Annotated in this window: 19 protein-coding genes; 10 read left to right on the top strand and 9 right to left on the bottom strand. The window is 59.3% G+C overall.

The window, feature by feature from the left end:
- The first annotated feature begins 220 nt into the window (after nucleotides 1–220).
- Genes P3C18_RS14350 through P3C18_RS14360 form a run of 3 tightly spaced genes read left to right on the top strand, consistent with a single transcriptional unit; the run spans nucleotide 221 to nucleotide 1973 of the window.
- Nucleotides 221–664, top strand: coding sequence for an HIT family protein (locus P3C18_RS14350; protein WP_275962531.1), 444 nt, complete (start codon nucleotides 221–223; stop codon nucleotides 662–664).
- On the top strand, nucleotides 657–1433 hold the full coding sequence (locus P3C18_RS14355) for a class II glutamine amidotransferase (RefSeq protein ID WP_275962532.1): 777 nt from the start codon (nucleotides 657–659) through the stop codon (nucleotides 1431–1433). The genes P3C18_RS14350 and P3C18_RS14355 overlap by 8 nt, the downstream gene beginning before the upstream one ends.
- Nucleotides 1434–1448: 15 nt before the next feature.
- Nucleotides 1449–1973, top strand: a complete 525-nt coding sequence (locus tag P3C18_RS14360) for a DUF2937 family protein (RefSeq protein ID WP_275962533.1) — start codon at nucleotides 1449–1451, stop codon at nucleotides 1971–1973.
- 54 nt (nucleotides 1974–2027) lie between these two features.
- Here P3C18_RS14360 and P3C18_RS14365 read toward each other — a convergent pair whose 3' ends face one another.
- Nucleotides 2028–2990, bottom strand: a complete 963-nt coding sequence (locus P3C18_RS14365) for a DMT family transporter (protein WP_275962534.1) — start codon at nucleotides 2988–2990, stop codon at nucleotides 2028–2030.
- 105 nt (nucleotides 2991–3095) lie between these two features.
- On the opposite strand from P3C18_RS14365, the gene P3C18_RS14370 reads away from it, so the two are divergent.
- Nucleotides 3096–3983 (top strand): LysR substrate-binding domain-containing protein, encoded by an 888-nt coding sequence (locus P3C18_RS14370; RefSeq protein WP_275962535.1) that lies wholly within the window; start codon nucleotides 3096–3098, stop codon nucleotides 3981–3983.
- 304 nt (nucleotides 3984–4287) lie between these two features.
- Here the strand turns inward: P3C18_RS14370 and P3C18_RS14375 are convergent, their stop codons facing one another.
- The 4 genes from P3C18_RS14375 to P3C18_RS14390 form a co-directional block, all read right to left on the bottom strand.
- Nucleotides 4288–5466 carry a VWA domain-containing protein gene (locus tag P3C18_RS14375; protein WP_275962536.1) on the bottom strand — a complete coding sequence of 393 codons (1179 nt, stop codon included), beginning with the start codon at nucleotides 5464–5466 and terminating at the stop codon, nucleotides 4288–4290.
- A gap of 35 nt (nucleotides 5467–5501) precedes the next feature.
- Nucleotides 5502–5897, bottom strand: a complete 396-nt coding sequence (locus tag P3C18_RS14380) for a GFA family protein (protein WP_275962537.1) — start codon at nucleotides 5895–5897, stop codon at nucleotides 5502–5504.
- Between the two features lie 22 nt (nucleotides 5898–5919).
- Nucleotides 5920–6765: a MoxR family ATPase gene (locus tag P3C18_RS14385; protein WP_274086556.1), complete on the bottom strand. Its 846-nt coding sequence runs from the start codon at nucleotides 6763–6765 to the stop codon at nucleotides 5920–5922.
- Between the two features lie 126 nt (nucleotides 6766–6891).
- On the bottom strand, nucleotides 6892–7986 hold the full coding sequence (locus P3C18_RS14390) for a DUF748 domain-containing protein (protein WP_275962538.1): 1095 nt from the start codon (nucleotides 7984–7986) through the stop codon (nucleotides 6892–6894).
- A gap of 121 nt (nucleotides 7987–8107) precedes the next feature.
- On the opposite strand from P3C18_RS14390, the gene cysK reads away from it, so the two are divergent.
- Nucleotides 8108–9082: a cysteine synthase A gene (gene cysK / locus P3C18_RS14395; RefSeq protein ID WP_275962540.1), complete on the top strand. Its 975-nt coding sequence runs from the start codon at nucleotides 8108–8110 to the stop codon at nucleotides 9080–9082.
- A gap of 194 nt (nucleotides 9083–9276) precedes the next feature.
- Here cysK and P3C18_RS14400 read toward each other — a convergent pair whose 3' ends face one another.
- On the bottom strand, nucleotides 9277–10176 hold the full coding sequence (locus P3C18_RS14400) for a DMT family transporter (protein ID WP_275962541.1): 900 nt from the start codon (nucleotides 10174–10176) through the stop codon (nucleotides 9277–9279).
- A gap of 201 nt (nucleotides 10177–10377) precedes the next feature.
- On the opposite strand from P3C18_RS14400, the gene aceK reads away from it, so the two are divergent.
- The 5 genes from aceK (at nucleotide 10378) to P3C18_RS14420 (ending at nucleotide 16836) form a co-directional block, all read left to right on the top strand.
- Nucleotides 10378–12108: a bifunctional isocitrate dehydrogenase kinase/phosphatase gene (aceK, locus tag P3C18_RS14405; protein ID WP_275962542.1), complete on the top strand. Its 1731-nt coding sequence runs from the start codon at nucleotides 10378–10380 to the stop codon at nucleotides 12106–12108.
- A 5-nt stretch (nucleotides 12109–12113) separates the two neighbouring features.
- Entirely contained in the window at nucleotides 12114–14147 is a 2034-nt protein-coding gene (locus P3C18_RS14410) for a TonB-dependent receptor (protein ID WP_275962543.1), read from the top strand.
- 99 nt (nucleotides 14148–14246) lie between these two features.
- Nucleotides 14247–14378, top strand: coding sequence for a PA1414 family protein (locus P3C18_RS20650; protein WP_346015632.1), 132 nt, complete (start codon nucleotides 14247–14249; stop codon nucleotides 14376–14378).
- A gap of 183 nt (nucleotides 14379–14561) precedes the next feature.
- The gene (locus P3C18_RS14415; RefSeq protein ID WP_275962544.1) at nucleotides 14562–16127 is read left to right on the top strand and encodes a PAS domain-containing methyl-accepting chemotaxis protein; all 1566 of its coding nucleotides are present in this window, start codon (nucleotides 14562–14564) and stop codon (nucleotides 16125–16127) included.
- Between the two features lie 94 nt (nucleotides 16128–16221).
- Nucleotides 16222–16836 (top strand): DTW domain-containing protein, encoded by a 615-nt coding sequence (locus P3C18_RS14420; RefSeq protein ID WP_275962545.1) that lies wholly within the window; start codon nucleotides 16222–16224, stop codon nucleotides 16834–16836.
- 5 nt (nucleotides 16837–16841) lie between these two features.
- Here the strand turns inward: P3C18_RS14420 and P3C18_RS14425 are convergent, their stop codons facing one another.
- The 3 genes from P3C18_RS14425 to P3C18_RS14435 are packed head-to-tail and all read right to left on the bottom strand — an operon-like array spanning nucleotide 16842 to nucleotide 21747.
- The gene (locus P3C18_RS14425; RefSeq protein ID WP_275962546.1) at nucleotides 16842–18200 is read right to left on the bottom strand and encodes an HlyD family type I secretion periplasmic adaptor subunit; all 1359 of its coding nucleotides are present in this window, start codon (nucleotides 18198–18200) and stop codon (nucleotides 16842–16844) included.
- An 8-nt stretch (nucleotides 18201–18208) separates the two neighbouring features.
- Nucleotides 18209–20368: a type I secretion system permease/ATPase gene (locus P3C18_RS14430; protein WP_275962547.1), complete on the bottom strand. Its 2160-nt coding sequence runs from the start codon at nucleotides 20366–20368 to the stop codon at nucleotides 18209–18211.
- A 23-nt stretch (nucleotides 20369–20391) separates the two neighbouring features.
- Nucleotides 20392–21747 carry a TolC family outer membrane protein gene (locus P3C18_RS14435; RefSeq protein ID WP_275962548.1) on the bottom strand — a complete coding sequence of 452 codons (1356 nt, stop codon included), beginning with the start codon at nucleotides 21745–21747 and terminating at the stop codon, nucleotides 20392–20394.
- Nucleotides 21748–22108: the final 361 nt, after the last annotated feature.

Raw genomic sequence — 22108 nt, forward strand, 5'->3', positions numbered from 1 at the left:
AGGCGTAGGACGCAGGTAATGGTGTTCCCTTGCCAAGTCCTACAACACCGCATGGCGAGATTTTCCGCGCAACCCGAAGGGCCGGGCCAGTTTGAGCGCGATGCTGCGTTTCTCGACGCTCATTTGGAACACCAAACTTCGCGTCTCGTGCCTTGCCTCGCGCTAAAACTGGCTCCGGCGCGGCCACGAACGAAACAGGAACAGACCCTCAGGAGGGGTTATGGAGTGTGTGTTCTGTGCAATTGCCGCTGAGCAATTGCCTGCCGAGCGTATTTATGAGGATGAGCACTTTATCGTCCTGCTGGATATCTTCCCCCTGCGCCCGGCCCATGTGCTGATTGTCAGCCGCGAACACGCGCCCTTTCTCAAAGACCTCTCCACCGCGGCCTGTGAACAGTTGCTGCCCCTGGCGCAACGCATGGCCGCCGCCTTGCGCGCGGCCGGTTATGGCGAACAGGGCATCAATTTCTTGATCAACGACGGGCCGACTTCGAATCAGCATGTGCCACACCTGCATCTGCACCTGATTCCACGACGCAGCGGCGATGTGATGCCGTTGCTGTGGCGCGCTCTGACACGTTTTCTGCCGTTGGCGCGCAAACGCATCGAGGCGCGTCTGGCAATTGAAGCGCAGCAGCTGCGCGAGGCGTTACGCAATGTGTGAATTGCTGGGCATGAGCGCCAATGTGCCGACCGATATCCTCTTCAGTTTTACCGGCCTGATGCAGCGCGGCGGGCGTACTGGCCCGCACCGCGACGGTTGGGGCATCGGTTTTTATGAAGGGCACGGTCTGCGCCTGTTTCAGGACCCTCGCGCCAGCAGCGAGTCAGAGGTGGCGCAGCTGGTGCAGCGCTATCCGATCAAGAGCGAAGTGGTGATCGGCCATATCCGCCAGGCCAATGTCGGCCGCGTCTGTCTGGCCAATACCCATCCGTTTGTACGCGAGATGTGGGGGCGCAACTGGTGCTTTGCGCACAACGGCCAACTGGCCGATTTCGCCCCGCAATTGGATAACTACCGGCCGATTGGCGACACCGACAGCGAAGCCGCCTTCTGTGATTTGCTCAATCGCCTGCGTCAGGCCTTTCCCGAGCCTGTGGCGGTGGAGGAATTGCTGCCCACCCTGGTCAGTGCTTGTGCCGGCTATCGCCAGCACGGTGTATTCAACTGCCTGCTCAGCGATGGCGACTGGCTGTTCAGCTTCTGCAGCAGCAAGCTGGCGCATATCACTCGGCGCGCACCGTTTGGCCCGGCGCATCTGAAAGATGCCGATATGCAGGTGGATTTCCAGGCGGAAACCACGCCCAATGACGTGGTCAGCGTTTTGGCCACCGAGCCGTTGACCGATAACGAGAGCTGGACGCTTTACCAGCCGGGTGAGTGGCGGTTGTGGCGCGGTGGTGAATGTGTGGCGCAAGGCCTAACGGACTGAATGGGGGGAGGGGACATGTTTAGAAACTATCTGCGGTTGGCCTTGTTTGCCCTGGGGTTACTGGTCGGGGTGCAGGTGCCGGGTTTTATCGACGACTACAGCAAGCGCGTCGAAGCCCATCGCATCGAATCTGAGTTGGGCCTCAAGGGCTTTCGCGAAACGGCTCGGCGCTTTTTCAAGGGCGATCTGGTCGCATTGGTCGGCCATTACCAGGCCAGTGCCGACCCAGTGATGCGCAGCGACGCGCAGAGCCTGGGTACCCTGGTCGAACGCTCGGCATTCCTTGAACGCGAGTCCAAAGCCATGCAAGGGCCCTGGTATGGCCAGGTCTGGCATATGGCGACAGCGGCAGATCATGAACTGCTGGAGGAAACCCTGAGCGCCTACCGCTATCAGGTGCTGCTGGCTCCCGAGGCCATCGCCTGGGGCATTGCCTGCGCCATGCTGCTGGCTTGGCTGCTGGAGAGCCTGGGGTTGCTGATCGGCATGCTGCTGGGCGTCGGCCGCAACCAGAAGGTGCAGCAGCGGCACTGGCGCTAAGTTGAATCACACCAGGGCTCGCAAGAGCCCTTGGTGTTTGTGCTGATTCGCTTCTTAAGCCTGCTTGCGGCCTTGAACGTTGGCTGCCTCGCTAACAATCGGCAGAATTGGCAATCGTTTACGCCGCGACACCAGCAGCACTCCCGCCAGAACCAGCCCCGCGCCCGCCAACTGGGCAAACGACACCGGCTCCGACAACAACATCCAGGCGAAAACAATCGTCAGGATCGGCCCCAGTGTGCCAATCAGTACGGTGCGCGCCGAGCCGATCAGGCGCAGGGCGGCGGATTGCCAGAATATCGGCAGCACCGTGGAGAAAATCGCCATCGCCGCGCTGTAGGCATACACCTCCATCGGCTGCTGCAGTGCGGTAAGCGGCTGAGCGGCGAGGAAGTGAATCTGTGTGGCGAAGGTGGAGACGATTATTGCCAGGGCAGCAAAGCGAATGGTGCCGAGCCGGTGAATCGCCACCTCGGCCCCGGAGCTGTACAGGGCGTAGCACAGCGCAGAGCCGAAAACGAAGGCAGCGCCGATCAGCACGGTATGCAGATCCTCCGCAACATGCAGGTCGTGGGCGAACGCCAGACCGATACCGGCGTAGGTCAGCAACAGCGCCGCAACCTGGCGTTTCTCCAGGCGCTTGCCCATAAACAGCACGCCGATCAGCACAGTCATGGTCGGGTAGATAAACAGGATCAAGCGCTCCAGCGCCGCCGAGATGTACTGCAGGCCAACAAAATCGAGGATGCTGGCGCCGTAGTAACCCAGCAGGCCCAGGGCGATCAGCATGCCCCAGTCTTTGCGGGTCAGCGGCGGCGCAGCGCGGCATAACCACAGCGTTACCCACAGTGCGATAGGCAGGGCAAAGCTCATGCGCAGTGCCAGCAATGTGATCGCGTCTACTGGCGCGGCGGCGTAGGCCAGCTTGACGAAAATCGCCTTGAACGAGAAACCGAAGGCGGCGAGCACCGCCAGTGCGATGCCCAATCGTTCGGCTGACCAGGTTTTCCATGGCATGTTGAGTGAATCCCTAAAGAGTTGTGCTGCGCCGAATGATGCTGGGTATAGAATCGCGATGGAATTGGCTTTTCCATAATTGATCGTTCGGATTTAACTAACGCTATGCACTATGACCTGATTGATCTGCGTCTGTTTGTGGCGATTGCTGAAGCGAAAAACCTCACCCGAGGGGCCGAGCGCGTGCATTTGGCAGCCTCATCGGCCAGTCACCGTATGCGCCAGCTGGAAGCGTCGATTGGCACACCGCTATTGCTGCGTGAGCCGCGCGGCGTCAGCCTGACCCGTGCTGGCGAGGCGTTGCTGCGCCATGCACGGCAGGTGTTTGCCCAACTCGAACAAATGCATGCCGACCTTACCCCATACGCCAAAGGCGTGCGTGGCCATGTCAGCCTGTGGGCCAATACCCACGCCACCCACACCTTTCTGCCCGACAGCCTTTCGAGCTTCTTACAGCGCCATCCACAGGTCAGTATTTCCCTGGAAGAGCACACCAGCCCGCAGGTGCTGATGGCGGTGGCACGCGGCGAGGTGGAAGTTGGCGTGGTGGCGGGGACGATTGCGGACGCGGAGGTTGAGTTGATCCCATACCGGGCCGATCGGTTGGTGCTGATTACACCAACTGATCATCCACTGGCAACGCAGGCCAGCAGCCTGTTTGCTCAGGTACTGGATTACCCCTTTGTCATGCTGCATTCAGGCTCGGCGATTCACACCTTTACGATGAATGCGGCCGCTGCGCTGGGGCGGCACCTGGAAGTGCGGATTCAGGTGCGCAGCTTCGAGGCGGTGTGCCGCATGGTCAGCGCCGGGGTTGGTATCGGCATGGTGCCGCGCAGCGCGGTAACCGCTGGCGCGCCGCTCGCCGTGGTTGAGCTGGAAGAGCCCTGGGCGCAGCGGGACTTGAAGGTCTGTGTGCGCAAGCGTGAGCTGTTGTCGGGGTTTGCCGCAGAACTGGTCGACTGTCTGACCGCTAGCAGCACGGCAGGCTAAACAAAAGGCTATGTACCCGTTATGTGTTGAATCGCCACGAAGGGCGACACGGTGCATGACGGCGCGGTAATCCGTAGGGTGGGTTAGGCGCAAATCRGGATCAGGCAAACAACATCAACGCCCAATGCGCCGTAACCCACCATGGCGGTCTGCCGACAAACCGCAATGGTGGGTTACGCGGCGCTCGGGTTGCGTGGAGATACCCATACCAGTCCCAGCGGCGCTAACCCACCCTACAAAAGTGGCCTGCTACACGGTCTTGGGACATAGCCAAACAAAACGGGCCCTGCTGGGCCCGTTGGTTTTACTTGGAGAGAAACTTCATGCCGTCTTCCAGCCCCTGTAGGGTCAGCGGGTACATCTGCTCTTCCAGCAGCTCGCGCATGATATTGGTCGAAGCGGTGTAGCCCCAGGTGTCCTTGGGGTAGGGGTTGATCCAGATAAGCTTTTTGTACTTCTCCATAAAGCGCTTGATCCAGACGTAACCCGGCTCCTCGTTCCAGTGCTCGACGCTTCCGCCGGCCTGGGTGATCTCGTAGGGTGCCATGGCCGCGTCGCCGACGAACACCACCTTGTAGTCAGCGCCGTACTTGTGCAGCAGGTCCTGGGTGGAGAAGCGCTCGGAGGTGCGGCGCAGGTTGTTCTTCCACACCGATTCGTACACACAGTTATGGAAGTAGAAGTACTCCATATGCTTGAACTCGGTCTTGCAGGCGCTGAACAGCTCTTCGCAGACCTTGACGTGGGCGTCCATCGAGCCGCCGATATCGAAGAGGATCAGCAGCTTGACCGCGTTACGCCGCTCCGGACGCATCTGGATATTCAGCAGGCCGCCGTCCTTGGCGGTGTGGTCGATGGTGCCGTTGAGGTCGAGTTCGTCCTGGGCCCCCTGGCGAGCGAACTTGCGCAGGCGACGCAGGGCCACCTTGATATTGCGCGTGCCCAGCTCGACCTGATCGTCGAGGTTCTTGTACTCGCGCTGGTCCCAGACCTTGACCGCCTTGCCCTGGCGCTTGCCCGCGTCACCGACGCGGATGCCTTCCGGATTGAAGCCGCCGGAGCCGAACGGGCTGGTGCCGCCGGTGCCGATCCACTTGTTGCCGCCCTCGTGGCGTTCCTTCTGCTCTTCGAGGCGCTTCTTGAACTCCTCGATCAGCTTGTCCAGGCCACCGAGGGATTCGATCTTGGCGCGTTCTTCATCGGTCAGCGAACGCTCGAATTCCTTGCGCAGCCACTCATCGGGGATCAATGCCTCGATATGCTGGTTAAGGTTTTCCAGGCCCTTGAAGTAGGCGCCGAAGGCGCGGTCAAACTTGTCGAAATGCCGTTCGTCCTTGACCAGGATGGTGCGCGAGAGGAAATAGAACTCGTCCATATCGGCGAACACCACGTTGTGTTTCAACGCGTTGATCAGGTCGAGCAGCTCCCGTACCGACACCGGTACTTTGGCGGCGCGCATTTCGTTGAACAGGTTGAGCAGCATGGCTGCGCCCTCGTGAATTCGTTTGAGTGCGACGCTTAAGAGCGTCGCTCCAATGGCAGACCATCGTTGATGGCGTACCAGTCGGCCTTGGCCTCAGGGAAAATATGCTTCTGCGCGATTTCACCTACCGGCGTATCCAGCGTGCCCAGCGCCACTGAAAGCCAGTTGGGGTAGGGCTGCTCGCTGTACCACTGCAGGGTCGAGCCACAGTGCTTGCAAAAGGTCCGCGTCACACCTGGCGAAGACTGGTAGATGCCCAGTGATTCTTCGCCTTGGGTGAAGTGAAAGTCCTTGCGCCGCACATTGGCGTAAGTGGCGAATGCAGCGCCATGGGCTTTGCGGCACATCGAACAATGGCAATGAGTCGCCGATTCGATAGGCGCATCGATGCGGTATTTCACCGCAGCGCAAAGGCAACTGCCGCTGTGCATGGATCCGCTCCCGCTCCGGCTCTTAACGCGAAGCGCGGCGGCTCATAAAGGCCAGACGCTCAAGCAGCTGCACATCCTGCTCGTTCTTCACCAGCGCCCCGGCCAGCGGCGGGATGGCCTTGGTTGGGTCGCGCTCGCGCAGCACGGCTTCGCCGATATTGTCGGCCATCAGCAGTTTGAGCCAGTCGACCAGTTCGCTGGTGGACGGCTTCTTCTTCAGGCCAGGCACCTTGCGCACGTCGAAGAACACATCGAGCGCTTCGGCGACCAGATCTTTCTTGATATTGGGGTAGTGCACATCGACGATCTTCTGCAGGGTCGCGCGATCCGGGAAGGCGATGTAGTGGAAGAAGCAGCGGCGCAGGAAGGCGTCCGGCAGTTCCTTTTCGTTGTTCGAGGTAATGATGATGATCGGGCGTTTTTTCGCCTTGATGGTCTCGTCAGTCTCGTAAACGTAGAATTCCATCTTGTCGAGTTCTTGCAGCAGGTCGTTGGGGAACTCGATGTCGGCCTTGTCGATCTCGTCGATCAGCAGGATCACCCGATCCTCCGACTCGAACGCTTCCCACAGCTTGCCTTTCTTGATGTAGTTGCGCACGTCGTGGACTTTGTCCGAATCCAGCTGCGAGTCACGCAGGCGGCTGACCGCATCGTATTCGTAGAGGCCCTGGTGGGCCTTGGTGGTGGATTTGATATGCCAGGTGATCAGGCGTGCGCCGAAGGATTCGGCCAGTTGTTCGGCCAGCATGGTCTTACCGGTGCCAGGCTCGCCCTTGACCAGCAACGGACGCTCCAGGGTGATGGCGGCGTTTACCGCGAGCTTGAGGTCGTCGGTGGCGACATAGGACTGGGTGCCTTCGAACTTCATCGGTAAATCCTCGAACGAAAAATACGCAGGCGATACCCGCGGGTTCAATATTTGTAAACGGCGACTATAACGCGCAGCGTTGGCCTCTGTGAACGCAGAAGCCTTATTCAATCAATGAATGGCCGGTTACTCCGCAGAAGGGGCGCTATCGCCCTCTTCAAGAGAGGATTCAAAGCGGGTGCTGAAGGCTTGAATGAAGCCATTGCGCAGAATCGCGATAAAGGCCTGAAAAGCGCTGATGTTCTGCTGGTGGACGTTGCCGCTTAGCTCTACACGGGTGGCAAATTGATCGACGCGCTGATTCTTGAGCAGTTTTTCGCTGCCGCCCACAATCGCTTCCCACACCGAGCGGAAGAACCCTTTGTCATCACGGGTTACGTCCTGCTCCCAATCAAAGACTTCCACATTGCGTAGCAGGGGCTTGATGTAGCCGCTGAGTTCACCATCATCGGCTCGGGCCTCAACCACCAGATCACCGGTACCGGCCTTGAAGTCAAACTTGCCGTAGGCGCTGGAAAACGAGTTGACCTGGGGCAGTTCGATGCCGGTGGCGCGCAGCTTGAGGACAAAATTTTCAAAGTCTTCCAGTGGGTCAAACGAGGCCGTGGCTTCCAGCGGTGCATGCCCAAGCAATTGCGCTTTACCCTCGAAGTGAGCGACGCGTTTGCCTTGCTCGTCCGCCACCGTAGTCAGGTTGTACACGCTGGCATTGACATTACTGGCCTGCAGTTCGACCGGCGGGTCGGATGTGAAGTTGTGGAAGTGGACTCGCCCATCGAGCACCCGCGCTTCATCCAGGGTAATTGGCAGCAGCTTTTTCAGTTGCTCGCGCCAGTCAGTGCCTTCACCGGTCTGGGAGGCTTGGCTGTCGGCGCCGCCGTCGACGAAGTTGAGTACCGGTTGTTCGAATATCACTTCGGCGACAATGGCGCGCTTGTACCAGAGCGCGTTCCAGCTGACCGCCAGGTCGATAACGGGCACTTCGACGAACGGCAACCGTACGTGGCCACCGGTTTTCACGATCTCAAGGCCATTGATCTGGTATGCGCCGCGCCACCATGCAAGGTCCACGTCGGTGATGTGGCCGCTATAGCTGCCCATCTCCGCAAGCTTGTCATTCAGGTAGTCGCGCACCAGGATCGGCAGGGTGAAATGCAGCACCAGCAAGGTGGCGAGCAGGCCGAGGAGTATCCATTGGGGAATGCTGTAGCGTCTTTTCATAGATAAACTGACTCGTTACCTGTAGTTGGGTTCCAGCTAATGATGCGCTGTGCTGGACTGCCACGCCCATGGGTCTTAGGCTTGATAGCCTATTCGGCAACGCACGCACAAGGACCTCGCCATGAGCCGCATCTTCGCAGACAACGCACAAGCCATCGGCAATACCCCGCTGGTTCGGATCAACCGCCTGGGCCCGGACGGGGTGACCATCCTGGCCAAGATCGAAGGGCGCAACCCGGCCTATTCGGTGAAATGCCGGATTGGCGCCAGCATGGTCTGGGATGCCGAAGAGCGCGGCGTGCTCAAGCCGGGGATGACCATTGTCGAGCCAACCTCGGGCAATACCGGTATCGGTCTGGCTTTTGTGGCGGCTGCTCGCGGTTACAAGCTGCTGCTGACCATGCCCGCATCCATGAGCCTGGAACGGCGCAAGGTGCTCAAGGCCTTGGGCGCCGAACTGGTGCTGACCGAGCCGGCCAAAGGCATGAAGGGCGCTATCGAGAAGGCCGCGGAAATCGCCGCCTCCGACACGGCCACCTACTTTATGCCGCAGCAATTCAACAACCCGGCCAACCCGGCGATCCATGAAAAAACCACCGGGCCGGAAATCTGGAACGACACCGACGGCGCGATTGACGTGCTGGTGGCTGGCGTCGGCACGGGCGGCACCATCACCGGTATTTCTCGTTACATCAAAAAGACCCAGGGCAAGGCGATTCTGTCGGTGGCGGTCGAGCCGATCGGTTCGCCGGTGATCACCCAGACTATCGCCGGTGATGAAGTCAAACCCAGCCCGCACAAGATTCAGGGCATCGGTGCCGGTTTTGTCCCGAGCAACTTGGACCTGAGCATGGTCGATCGGGTTGAGCTGGTGACAGACGACGACGCCAAGGCGGTGGCCCTGCGCCTGATGCGCGAAGAAGGCATTCTCTGCGGCATCTCCTGCGGCGCGGCCATGGCAGCCGCCCTGCGTATCGCCGCCGAGCCGAGCATGCAAGGCAAAACCATCGTGGTGATCCTGCCGGACTCCGGTGAGCGCTACCTGTCGAGCATGCTGTTTAGCGATATGTTTACCGAGCAGGAGTTGCAGCAGTAAGTACCGTTCCGATCTGCTGCGCGTCGGCGATACTGCGTTGAAGATGGCTTCGGGCTGCTCATTTACAACACGTAAACTCCGCGCCCTCAGCCATCTTCGCCTTGTCTCGCTCTAGCTCACGAGATCGGGCCTGGAGATTTGATAAAAAAGCCGCCTTAGGGCGGCTTTTTTATGGGCGTGAGTTTTGTGTCTGCTCAGGTCGGTGCCTTGGTCGGGCTACTTGGGCGCACCACCAGCCATAGCGCGATGGCGATCAGTACGCCGCCGTACAGGTAGGCCCAGGATAGCGGCTCGTCCAGCAGCAAGGCGCCCCATAGCACGCCGAATGGCGGGATCAGGAAGGTGGTGGTGCTGGCCTTGATCGGGCCGATGTCGCTGAGCAGGCGGAAATACAACACGTAGGCGAATGCGGTGCAGATAAAGCCTAGCCCGGCCAAGGACAGCCAGACGTCGAGCCCGCCCCAGCTGGCGGGTGGTTGAATGATCAAGGCGCCGCCGAACAGTGGCAGCAAAAACAGGCTGGCACCGCACAGGCTGGCGAAAGCGGTCAGGCGGTTATCCAGGCCGCCTTGCTGGCCGATCCAGCGCCGTGTGAGAAAGCCGGCAAAACCGTAGCAGGCGGTGGCCACCAGGCAGGCGGCGGCGCCCCAGAGCAGCGGCATATCGAATTCCACCGGGCCGGTGCGGGTCAGCACTGCCACGCCGAACAGGCCGATGGCCACGCCTGCAGCTTTGCTCAGGGTCAGGGCTTCGGCAAAGAACAGCATCCCGATCAGCACGCCCATCATCGGCGTGGTGGCATTCAGAATCGCCGAGTAGCCCGCAGGCAACACCAGTGCCGCCAGGCAATACATGGCCGAGGGCAGACCGGCGTTGATCACCCCGAGTATCAAACAGTGCTTGAGCTTGCCGCGAAAATCCCAGCGCACGCGCATCAGCAGCAGAATCGCCAACAAGCCGAGCATGCCCAGGCTGGCGCGGAAGAACGCCGTCGGCATGCTGCCCAGCACTGGCGCGACGATGCGCATAAACAGAAAGCTGGCGCCCCAGATGGCAGCAAGCAACAGCAGACGGATCAGGTCGGCAAGACGCACAACGAACTCCACGACGGTGAGAAAGGCGAGCAGTGTTGCCGGGCGCGTACGCCAAGGCAATTCGAAATACGCTTTCAAAGCCGTTGCTTGGCAATATTTCGTGGCAGATAAACGCCTATCCAAGCATTGCCGGCTTTTACTTGGTGCGGTCACTGGATAAGCTCGGCGGATTGTCCGCATTTCATCTGCAGGGGTTTGTTTATGCCACAGCAATGGCCGGCCAGCGCGATTGCCGCGCTTATCCTCGAAGGCTTCGACGATTACCGCGAGCAGTTCCGACAGATTACCAACGGTGCGCGGGTGCGTTTCGAGCAGGCGCAGTGGCAGGAAATCCAGCAGGCTTCAGCGGCGCGTATCGCCCTCTACGAAGAGTGTGTCAGCTCGGTCAGTGCGCGCCTGCGGCAGGCCTATGCCGAAGAAGTGCTGCTGGATGTGGCGCAGTGGCCACTGGTCAAATCGGCCTATATCGCTTTGATCGACCTGCGCTACGACGATGAACTGGCGGAAACCTGGTTCAACTCGATCTTCTGCGGGCTGTTCAGCCATGATCAGATCAACGATGGCTGCATGTTTATCCACACCACGCGCCCGGCGTTGCGGGTCAATGAGCGGGCGCCGCAAACCCGTCTGTACGAACCCAAGGGCAATGTGGAACAGGCCCTGCGGCAGATTTTCGAGGATTTCAGCTTCGAGGTCGGCTATGAAAACCTCGAACGCGATCTGGCGCGCCTACTCAAGCAACTGCGTGACAACCTGCCGGATTGGGTGTGCAAGGACCCGGACCTGCGTATCGAGCTGTTTGCCTCGCGCCTGTATCGCAACAAGGGCGCGTACTTGGTCGGGCGCATCTACACCCGTGACGAACAATGGCCGCTGGTGATCCCGCTGTTGCACCGCGAAGGCCAGGGCATCCAGATTGATGCGCTGATCACCGACGAGGCGGAGGTGTCGATTATCTTCTCCTTCACCCGCTCCTATTTCATGGTGCGGGTTGGTTATCCAGCGGAGTTTGTCGGCTTTCTCAAACGCATCCTGCCGGGCAAGCATATTGCCGAGCTGTACACCTCGATCGGTTTCTACAAGCACGGAAAATCGGAGTTCTACCGCTCGCTGATCAACCACCTGGCGACCACCGATGACAAGTTTGTCATGGCCCCCGGTGTACGCGGCATGGTCATGAGCGTGTTTACCCTGCCGGGCTTCAACACCGTGTTTAAGATCATCAAGGATCGCTTCTCGCCGTCGAAAAACGTCGACCGCAATACCGTGATCGAGAAGTACCGCTTGGTGAAAACCGTCGACCGGGTAGGGCGCATGGCCGATACCCAGGAATTTGCCGATTTCCGTTTCCCGCTGAGCAAGTTCGACCCCGAATGCCTGGCTGAATTGCTGGACGTGGCGCCGTCCACTGTCGAGGTCAATGGCGACACGGTGCTGGTGCGTCACTGCTGGACTGAGCGGCGCATGACCCCACTCAACCTGTATGTCGAAAGCGCCAGTGAAGCCCAGGTGCGTGAGGCGCTGGATGACTACGGTTTGGCGATCAAACAACTGGCGGCGGCGAATATCTTCCCTGGCGATATGCTGCTGAAAAACTTCGGCGTAACCCGTCACGGCCGCGTGGTGTTCTACGATTACGACGAAATCTGCTTTCTGACCGAGGCGAATTTCCGTCGTATTCCCCAGGCGCGCTATCCGGAAGATGAAATGTCTTCCGAACCCTGGTATTCGGTGGCGCCACTGGATGTCTTTCCCGAGGAATTCCCACCGTTCCTGTTTGCCGATATGAAGCAGCGCAAGCTGTTCAACGAGCTGCATGGCGAGCTGTATGACGCCGATTACTGGAAAAGCCTGCAGGAGGCGATCCGCGCCGGCAAGGTCATCGATGTATTCCCCTATCGGCGCAAGGACCAGGCTGACAAAGAGTATTGAGCGGCGTGCGCCTGGCACTTGGAGTTGTCGCCGCCGGACTGTGCTTGTTGCCGGGTATCCACGCATTGCAGGCGGCCGAGGCTGATGACACGGCTGTCGAGCTGGCACCCCTGCTGATCACCTCGCCACGCAGCACCACGCGCTGGTTAAGTACCCCGGCAGCCGTGACTGTGATTGATACCGCTGCAGCGCCAGGTGAGCAGAACCTGGCGCTGGATGCTTTGCTGGCCCGCGTGCCAGGCGTGTTCAGCCTCAACCGGTACAACCTGGCTCAAGGCCTGCGCCCGGCGATTCGTGGCTTTGGCGCGCGCGGTAATTTTGGCGTGCGTGGTATTCGTGTGCTGGTGGATGGTGTGCCTTTGACCATGCCCGATGGTCAGACCGAACTCGACGGCCTGGATCTGGGCCTGGTCGAACGCATGGAAGTGCTGCGCGGCCCGGCCTCGGTGCTGTACGGTAATGCTGCTGGCGGTGTGCTGGCGATTGAAACCCGCGAGCCGCCGACCTTGCCGTCTATGCAGCTGGACCTGAGTGCGGCAGGCCTGGGTTACCAGCGCACGCGCGGGGAGATCGGCGGCAGCGACGGTAACCTGGGTGGTTTGCTGGCATTTAACAGCACCGTTCTCGACGGTTATCGCCAGCATAGTGGGGCGCAGACCAACAGCCTCACCGGCAAGCTGCGCTGGTATGCGCCGACGGGGCGTTTACGCCTGAACTTCAATGCCATCGACAACCGCGCCGAAGACCCAGGTGGCCTGACCGCAGCCGAAGTGAAGGCGGATCGCCGGCAGGCTGCACCGAACAACTTGCGTTTCGATGCCGATGAATATATTCGTCAGCAGCGTCTGGGCCTGGTCTGGGATGGTTACGCGGCGGGTGCCGATGAATATCAGCTGCGCAGCTACCTAGGGCACCGCGAGTTCGGCAATCAACTGGGCTTTGCCACCAGTGGGCAGACGACGTTCGAGCGTTACTTCAGCGGGGTTGGCGGGCAGTACAGTCATCACCGCCAGCTAATCGGTCTGCCCYATAGGATTACCACCGGTTTCGACCTTGAAGCGCAGCGTGATGATCGTCGGCGTTATGACAACCTGCTCGGCGAACGTGGGCAGTCACGTCAGCAGCAGGATGAGTCTGCGCTGAGCCAGGGGCTGTTTATCGAGGATCAGATTGACCTGAGCGAACAGTGGCAGGCCACACTCGGGCTGCGTTATGACCAGGTGCGGCTGGCGGTGGATGATTTTTATCTGGTAGATAACCGCGATGATTCAGGCTCGCGCAGCCTGGAAGATTGGAACTACAGCGCCGGCCTGAGTTACCGCGTTACCCCGCAGCAATCGCTGTATGCGCGGCTGGCCAGCTCCTTTGAAACACCCACCATCAGCGAGCTAGGCAACCCACAAGGCGGTGGTTTCAACAGCGCCATGCAGCCGGCTCGGGCGCTCAGCCGCGAGCTGGGTATCAAAGGCGAATGGCCTGCGCTGCGTTACGCGCTATCGGTGTACCGGATTGAGCTGGAGGATGAGCTGGTGGCGTTCAGTTTCCAGTCAGGTCGTAATTTCTACCGCAATGCCGGGCAGTCGCGCCGCGATGGCCTGGAATTGAGCCTGGACTGGCAGTTTGCCGACGCCTGGCGCTGGTCTGCGGCCTATGCCTACAACCGCTACCATTTTGAGGATTATCAAACCACTGCGGGTGACTTTTCCGGCAAACGCATCCCCGGTATTCCACGGCAAACCTTGTTTAGCGAACTGGCTTATGAGCATCAAGGTGCTTATGTGCGCCTCGGTGTTACGGCTCAGGCACAGGTGTATGCCAACGATGCCAATAGCCAGTCTGCACCCGGTAATACCGTGTTCAATCTGCGCCTCGGCAAGCGTTTTCAGCTGGGCGAGCAAAGCCTGGAGCCTTACCTGGGCGTCGATAACCTGCTGGGACGTGAGTATTTCGACAACTTGCGCATCAACGACGGCAATGCGCGTTACTTTGAGCCTGGGCCTGGGCGTACCTTGTATGCAGGCTTACGTGTGTTGTTCTAACCTGTGGCGACGAAGTGGGCAGCAGGTTCAAGCAGCCTGAACTAGGCTGATAAAAGGTGTCCAAGCACCTATTCGATGTCCTTGGTTGGAGGCTACTTTATGAGCGCCAAGTTGCAGAATGCCTTGCTTGATCTATTGGTTGCCCTCGGCCTGTGTGAGCGGCCAAAACTGCAGCCCATTCCGGTACGCAGCAATTCACCTGACTCCAAATCGGTCCCCCTGCGACGCTAAGTTCCCCACCTGTTTGAGTGCGTTTGGCTACGGTCAGATAGTGTCTGGCTGTGGCTGCTGCACCCTGTAATTGTCCTGGATCATTATTGCGTGCTTTAAAACAAGCATTTGCTAGCGCGTTGGCACTGCTGTGCTAGACCTACACCTGCAGTTATGCAAATAGCTCAGACAGGGATTGCTCCAATGCGCCAGAACCTCCCAGTGACTCAGCGGGAAAGGACCTTTCCCGCCAATGAACGGCTGATCTCCACCACCGACCTAAACAGCAATATCACCTACTGCAACGACGCCTTTGTCGAGATCAGCGGCTTTACTCGCGAAGAGCTGATCGGTCAGCCGCACAATCTGGTGCGCCATCCTGATATGCCCCCCGGTGTATTCGGCCATATGTGGGACACCATCAAACAGGGCAAGCCCTGGATGGGAATCGTCAAGAATCGCGCAAAAAACGGTGATTACTACTGGGTCAGCGCCTATGTCACGCCGATCTATGAAAATGGCCGGGTGGCTGGCTACGAGTCGGTACGTTCCTTACCTGATGAAGCGCAGAAGCGTCGCGCGGAAAAGCTCTATGCACGCTTGCGTGAGGGTAAGCCGCCGGTGCCAAAACTTGAGTACTGGACGTACGACATTCTCCAGTCATGGCCGCTGATTCTGGCCTGTCTGCTGATTCTCGGTGCGCACTTTGTGCTCAGCGGCCCCTGGTTGTGGGGCTTTATTTTTGTCGCCATGTTTGGCCTTGGCTCTTACCAACTGCATGCCAAACGCAGCTTGATCCGGCAGACACTTGCCGAGCATCCCAAGGCGTTTACCAGCGCTTTGGTCGCCTTGACCTATACCGATAGCCGTGGCGCTCAGGCCTTGCTGGATATGGCGATGATCAGCGAAGACGCACGCTTACAAACGGCGCTGACCCGCATGGAAGACGCCGGCGCAAACGTCAAGATGCACGCCACGCGTTCTGCCGATCTGTCGCGTTCCGGGGCGAAGATGCTCGATCAACAGCGCAGTGAAACCGATCAATCCGCTACGGCGATTAACCAGATGGCGGCAACCATTCAGGAGGTGACGCACAACGTGCAGAGCACCTCGCATGCCGCCGAAGAAGCGGATCGTCTGGCGAAACAGGGCCTGCAGCTGGCCAGCGGCAGCCTCGACTCCATGCATCATATGGCCAAGGCGGTGGTGGATATCGGCCAGGCAGTGAATGACCTGGCCAACTCCACTCAGTCAATCGGCAGTGTGGCGGATGTGATTACCTCGATTGCCGAGCAGACCAACCTGCTGGCGCTTAACGCTGCTATCGAGGCGGCGCGTGCCGGTGAGCAGGGGCGCGGCTTTGCGGTGGTGGCGGATGAGGTGCGTTCGCTGGCTTCACGCACGCGCGAGTCGACCGAGCAGATCCATCAGATAATTTCGTCACTGCGTGCTGGCGCTGAACGGGCGGTAGTAACGGCAGGCAAAGGCGAGGCGATTTCCAAGGAGAGTGTTGAGAGTGTGGAGTCCGTGCGCACCGCGCTGGATGGCATCAGCGAAGCCGTCAGCCGTATCACCGGCATGAGTCAGCAGATGGCCTCGGCGTCTGAAGAGCAAAGCCATGTGGCGGAAGATATCAGCCGGCAGATCACCCAGATTGCCCAGCTCTCTGACCGCAGTGCCGAACAGGCGCATCAAGGCGCGGCAATTGGTCAGGAACTGGAAGACATGGCGGACTATCTGCACAGCCTGGCGGAGCGCTTCAATCGTTAGGTGACCGTTCGCGTGCATGCTTATCGGCCCCTGATGCCTGAGGAGGGCCGATTTTCTATCTGATATGGCACACTGCGCGGCTGAGGAGAAATCGATGCCGCGCCCGCAATGCCCACGTTGTACCCGCCCAACCGAGCGCTGTTTATGTGCGCTTATTCCCTGTTTGCCCAGCCGTACTCGGGTGCTGATTCTGCAGCATCCGAGCGAGGTCAAGCATGCGCTGAATACGGCACGTCTGGCGGCTCTTGGCTTGAGTAATGCTGAGTTGCTGGTCGGGGAAGTCTTCGAGTCGCTTGCGGCGCTTTTGCAGCAGCCTGGTTATCGCGCGTGTTTACTGTTTCCTGGCGAGCAGGCGCAAGCGTTAGTGGAATTTGCCGAGCAGCACAGCGAGCTGCCGCTGCTATTGGTGGTGCCTGACGGCACTTGGCGTAAGGCGCGCAAGCTGTTGCACCTCAATCCGTTGTTGGCGGCTTTGCCCAGGGTTGTGCTGCTGGCGGGCTTGCAGTCACGTTATCGCTTGCGCAAAGCACCGATGCCCGGTGCGTTATCCACCATCGAAGCGATTGTTACTGCACTGAATACAGTCGAGGCACCTGTCTGTTTTGATGCGTTGCTCAAACCCTTTGAGGTGCTGATTGAGGGACAGATCGAGGCGATGGGAGAGCAGACCTTCCAGCGCAATCACGGCAAGCCGAATGCCTCGCCCTAAGCCTTTCAGCGTTCGCGCATGGCTTCTGAGCGCGCCTTCAGCACCGGCTTGAGCAGATAGTCGAGCACACTTTTCTCGCCGGTAATGATGTCCACGGTGGCGACCATGCCGGGGATGATCAGCAGCGGGTGTTCCTCGCTACCCAGATGACTTTTATCGGTGCGGACCTGGATCAGGTAGAAGCTGTTGCCTTCTTCATCGGTGATGGTGTCGGCGCTGATCAGTTCGAGGTTAGCCCTGAGCCCGCCATAGATGGTGTAGTCGTAGGCGGTGAATTTGACCATGGCTTTCTGCCCGGGATGCAGGAAGGCGACATCCTGCGGGCGTACCTTGGCTTCAATCAGCAGGCTGTCATCCAGCGGCACGATCTCCAGCATGTCATTGCCGGGCTGTACTACGCCGCCGATGGTGTTGACCTTGAGCTGCTTGATCACCCCGCGCACCGGGGAGACCACGGTGGTGCGGCTGACGCGGTCATCGATGGCCACACTGGTGGCTGTGAGCTTCTGCAGCTCGGTACGGATTTCATTGAGTTCCTTGAAGGCATCAGAGCGAAAGCTCAGCTCGGATTCTTCAATCTTGCTCTTGATTTCATCCATCGCCGATTCGGCCCGTGGAATTGCCAGGTTGGTGGCATCCAGCGAACCGCGCACTTCCACCAGGCTGCGGCGCAGACGGAGGATTTCCACCTGGGAAATTGCACCGGTCGCCACCAGCGGTTGTGACATATTCAGCTCCTGCTGCAGCAGGCCCACACTGGAACGGTATTGCTGAGCCTTGGCGCGAAATTCAGCCAGCTCCTGGGTTTTTTGCCGCAGCTGTTCGCCAAGGGTACGTTGTTCGCTTTGCAGGCGGTTTTGCCGTGAACGATAAAGCGCCAGTTCGTCCTCGGCCAGCTGTGGGGCCAGGCGCAGGATATCCGCCGGCATGCTGATGGGGCGGCCTTCAGCCTCTGCAGTTAAACGCTCAACCCTGGCCACCAGTGCCAGGCGATCAGCTTCGGCTTCGCCACGGTTGGAGAGAAAGCGTGTGTCATCCAGACGCAGCAGTACGGCGCCTTTTTCGACGATCTGGCCCTCGCGCACAAATATCTCACTGACGATGCCGCCTTCCAGGTTCTGGATGACCTGGATCTTGCTGGAAGGGATGGCTTTGCCTTCACCCGTGGTGACTTCCTCCAGCACGGCAAAATTGGCCCAGATCAACGCCGCGATAAGGCATGCGCTGACCACCCAGACGGTTATGCGGGTGAACCAGGGCGAGTCTTCGAGAATGGCGCCGTCGACCTCCGGCATAAACTCGGTGTCCTGCTTGCGCTGGTGCATGCTGGCGAAGTAATCGCGAATCGAGGTGCTTATTTGCATGACCGTTCCTATACCGCGGCAGGGCCAACTCGACCTTTGCGTAGCGCTTCAATCACTGCTTCTTTCGGGCCGTCCGCAACAATATGGCCGTTATCCAGCACCACCAGACGGTCTACCAGGCTGAGCATTGAGGCGCGGTGGGTGATCAGTAGCATGGTTTTACCCTGGGCCCAGATTTGCAGGCGGTTGCGCAGGATTTCCTCGCTGGTGTTGTCCATCGCGCTGGTGGGCTCATCCAGCAGCAGAATGGGGGGATCGAGTAACAGCGCGCGAGCCAGTAATACTGCTTGCCGCTGACCGCCTGAAAGCAGCTGGCCGCGCTCGCCCACGGGGCGGTCGAAACCTTGCGGGTGTTGCCGAGCCAGGTCGACTACGCCTGTCAGTTCGGCCACTTCGAGCATGCGTGCATCACTGACATAGCGTGCGCCCAAGGTCAGGTTGTCGCGCAGGCTGCCGGCCAGTAGCGGCAGGTCGTGGGCGACGTAACCGATCTGATGGCGCAAATCAGCCACATCGAGCTGACGCAGGTCGAGGTTGTCCAGCAGGATTTGCCCTTTGCCAGGGCTGTAGAAGGCCATCACCAAGCGCGCCAAGGTGCTCTTGCCTGAGCCGCTGCGGCCGATGATGCCGATACGTTCCCCCGCTGTAAGACGCAGGCTGACCCCTGCAAGCGCCGGAGTGCTTTGCCCTGGGTAGCTGAAGGTGACGTCGCGCACATCCAATGCGCCATGCAGTTGGGTGCGGTCCAGTGGGCGTTGTTTGGCCTGACGCTCCTGCGGCAGGGCCATTAACGCGTCGGTGCTGGTCATGGTCAGGCGCGCTTGCTGGTAGCGGGTGATCAGCCCTGCAATCTGTCCCAGTGGCGCGAGAATGCGGCTGCCCAGCATATAGCACGCCACCAGCGCGCCGACGCTGAGCTGGCCAGCGATGATGATGTAGACCCCCGCGACGATGGTGGCCATGCCGGCGAACTGCTGCAGAAACAACGTGCCGTTGGTGGCAATTGCCGCCAGCGAGCGGGCGTGGATATCCAGGCGGGTGAGGGCGCCGTGGGTTTTTTCCCACTGATGTTGGCGTTCACTTTCTGCGCTGCAGGCCTTCAGGGTTTCCAGGCCGCCGAGGGTTTCGATTAACAGTGCTTGGCGTTGCGAGGCCAGTTGCAGGCTTTTTTCCACCGTATCGCGCAGACGCGCCTGGATGATAAAGGCGAACAGCGCGGTGATCGGAAACGCCAGCAAGGGGATGACCACCAGCCAGCCGCCGATCAGCCAGATCACGGTAATCATCAGAAACGAGAAAGGCAGGTCAATCAGACTGGTGAGGGTGACGGCCGTGAGAAATTCACGCAGGCCCTGAAAGTCATGAATGCTCTGGGCAAAGCCGCCGATGGTGGCCGGGCGGGCGGTCATCGACATGCCCGTGATGCGTTCGAATAAGGTGGCCGACAGCACCACATCGGTTTTCTTGCCGGCAGTATCGAGCAGGTGCGAGCGCAGGATTTTCAGCAACAGCTCAAAGCCCATGCCTATAAACAACCCAATGGCCAGTACCCAGAGTGTCGACGTGGCCTGGTTGGGCACGACGCGGTCATAGGTCTGCATAACAAACAGCGGCACCATCAGGCCGAGCAGGTTGATCAGCAGGCTGGCGAGAATGGCATCGGTGTATAGCCAGCGCGACAGCTTCAGGGTGTCGCGAAACCAGGCTTCGATGCGCGGTACCAGTGGTGAACGTGCCTCTTCCAGCTCATGCCGTGGGCGGGCAAAGAAGGCTTGGCCACTGTACTCGCTGGCCAACTGTTCACGGCTGACCCACTGCTCACCGCCGTCGGCTTCGCAGGGCAGTATCTGCGCCTGGTTCTTCGGGCCCCATTGACGCAACACTGCGCTGCGGCCGTTTTTCAACAGCAGCAGCACGGGCAGGTTGAGGGTTGAGATGCTGGCCAGGTCGCGTTGCAGCAAACGCCCTTGCAAACCCGCCCGCGCCGCAGCGCGGGGTAGCAACTCAGGAGTCAGGCGCTGCTCTGGCAACGGCAGGCCTGCACTCAGGCTGCCACGGCTGGCTGAGCAGCCGTGGAGTTTGCAAAGAATCAACAAGCCATCAAGCAGCGGGTCGTCATGATTAAGACGCGGATCGCTGGATGACCCCGGCCGCTCCATGGTGGTCAAGGTTACTACTCCTTATGCCGGTTCTATTTCATTGCCGGCAGACGGGCCTCGCTCTTCACTTCAGTGAGGGCTACAGCTTCTGCCGGTACTACCACTTGCTGCTGACGCAACAAGTCACCCATCGCTGCGGTTACCCGGTACATCGAAAACTCTTCGCTAAAGCGCACTTCGCTGTAACGCCGGTTGGCGGTAAAGAGTTCGTTTTCACTGTCCAGCAGGTCGAGCAGGGTGCGTTGGCCCAGGCTGAATTGCTGTTGATAGGCTTCGCGAACCCGTGCGGTGTAGTCCGCGTAGTCACGCGCTTTGGGGGTTTGCAGGCGAGCGTTTTCCATGGCGTTCCAGGCCAGGGAGAGGTTTTCGTTGAGGACGCGCAGGGCATTGTTGCGGATGTCCATCGACTCATTGATCTGGTGGGCAGTCGATTGCAGGCGCGCCTTGTCACGCATGCCGTTGAACAGGTTGTAGTTCATCACCACGGCCGCACGCCAACCGTTGTTGTGGCCTTCGTCGCCCTGGGTGTTGTTGTCGGCATTGGTGGCCAGCTCAAGGTCCACGCGCGGATAGAAGGTTGATTTAGCGACTTCGTATTGTTTCTCGGCCGCTTGCACATCGGACTGTGCGGATTTCAGGAACGGGTTGTTATCGATTACCGCCTGCCGAGCATCGGCGAGGTTTTCCGGCAATGAGCCTTTCAGCGAGGCCGGGGAGTCCAGCTCGTCGGGCATACGGCCAACGGCACTGAAGAAGTTGGCTTCGGCGTCGGCCAGGTTTACTTGCTCGGTATAGAGGTTGTTCTCGGCCAGGGCCAAACGCGCTTCGGATTGGTCAAGGTCCGCTGTACTGCCAACGCCTTGTTGGCTACGCAGGCTGATCTGATCATTAATACGTTGGTGGGCCTGCAGGTTGTTGCGTGCAAGCTCGACCATTTCGCGGCGCATCAGCAGGTCCAGATAAACCTCGACGGTACGCAGGGCCAGGCTTTCCGAGGTGCCGAGCAGACGATAGGCCCGTGAGTTCACCACCGCTTTGGTACGCGCCACTTCGTTGGGCGTATTAAAGCCATCAAAGATCATCTGCCGCAGGCGCAGCTCAGAGGTGCCGTAGTTCAAGGTTTCAGTGTTGTGGTTGCCGAGTGCTCGGGTGCTGGGGCTGTCGGTGTTTTCACGACCGTAGCCCACCAGCAGGTCGACGGTTGGCAGATAACCGCCTTTAGCAATCTTGACTTCTTCATCCGATGAAAGGCGGCTGTTGGCCCCCGCATGAACCTCCGGGTGGTTGTCCAGGGTGCTCTGGATCGCCTCCGACAAGGTGATGCCTTGTGCCTGGGTACAGACCGCTGCCAGCACGATACTGCTCCATAAAGGGTTGAGTGCGCGCATCTGGTAACTCTCCTTATAAGATTTTCTAAATCCCGTCGCCAAAAAAATGGCTTATCTGTCTTGTGGATTACTCTCAGCCTGTAACATCACAGCTAAGAACAGTTTTAAGCGTAGCTAAGAAAAAATTGTTACAAGGCCTATAAGAAAAAAATCTTATGCAGTCTGCGAAAAGCAGCACATTGTTTTCATCCAGAAGCCGTGCATTTCGTGCTCTTAGGTGGCGTGCGCGGCTAAAACAGATGGTCAGATGCAATCGGGGCGGGATCTTTCTGGTGTGGTGGGCGACGTGGGTCAGGGTGACAGTTTTTTGTCGTTTTTGTTTTTGAGTGTGACGTCGTTGTAATCAGCCAGTGGTTTTGTT

This window comes from Pseudomonas sp. 1928-m (assembly GCF_029269135.1).
Taxonomy (GTDB): domain Bacteria; phylum Pseudomonadota; class Gammaproteobacteria; order Pseudomonadales; family Pseudomonadaceae; genus Aquipseudomonas.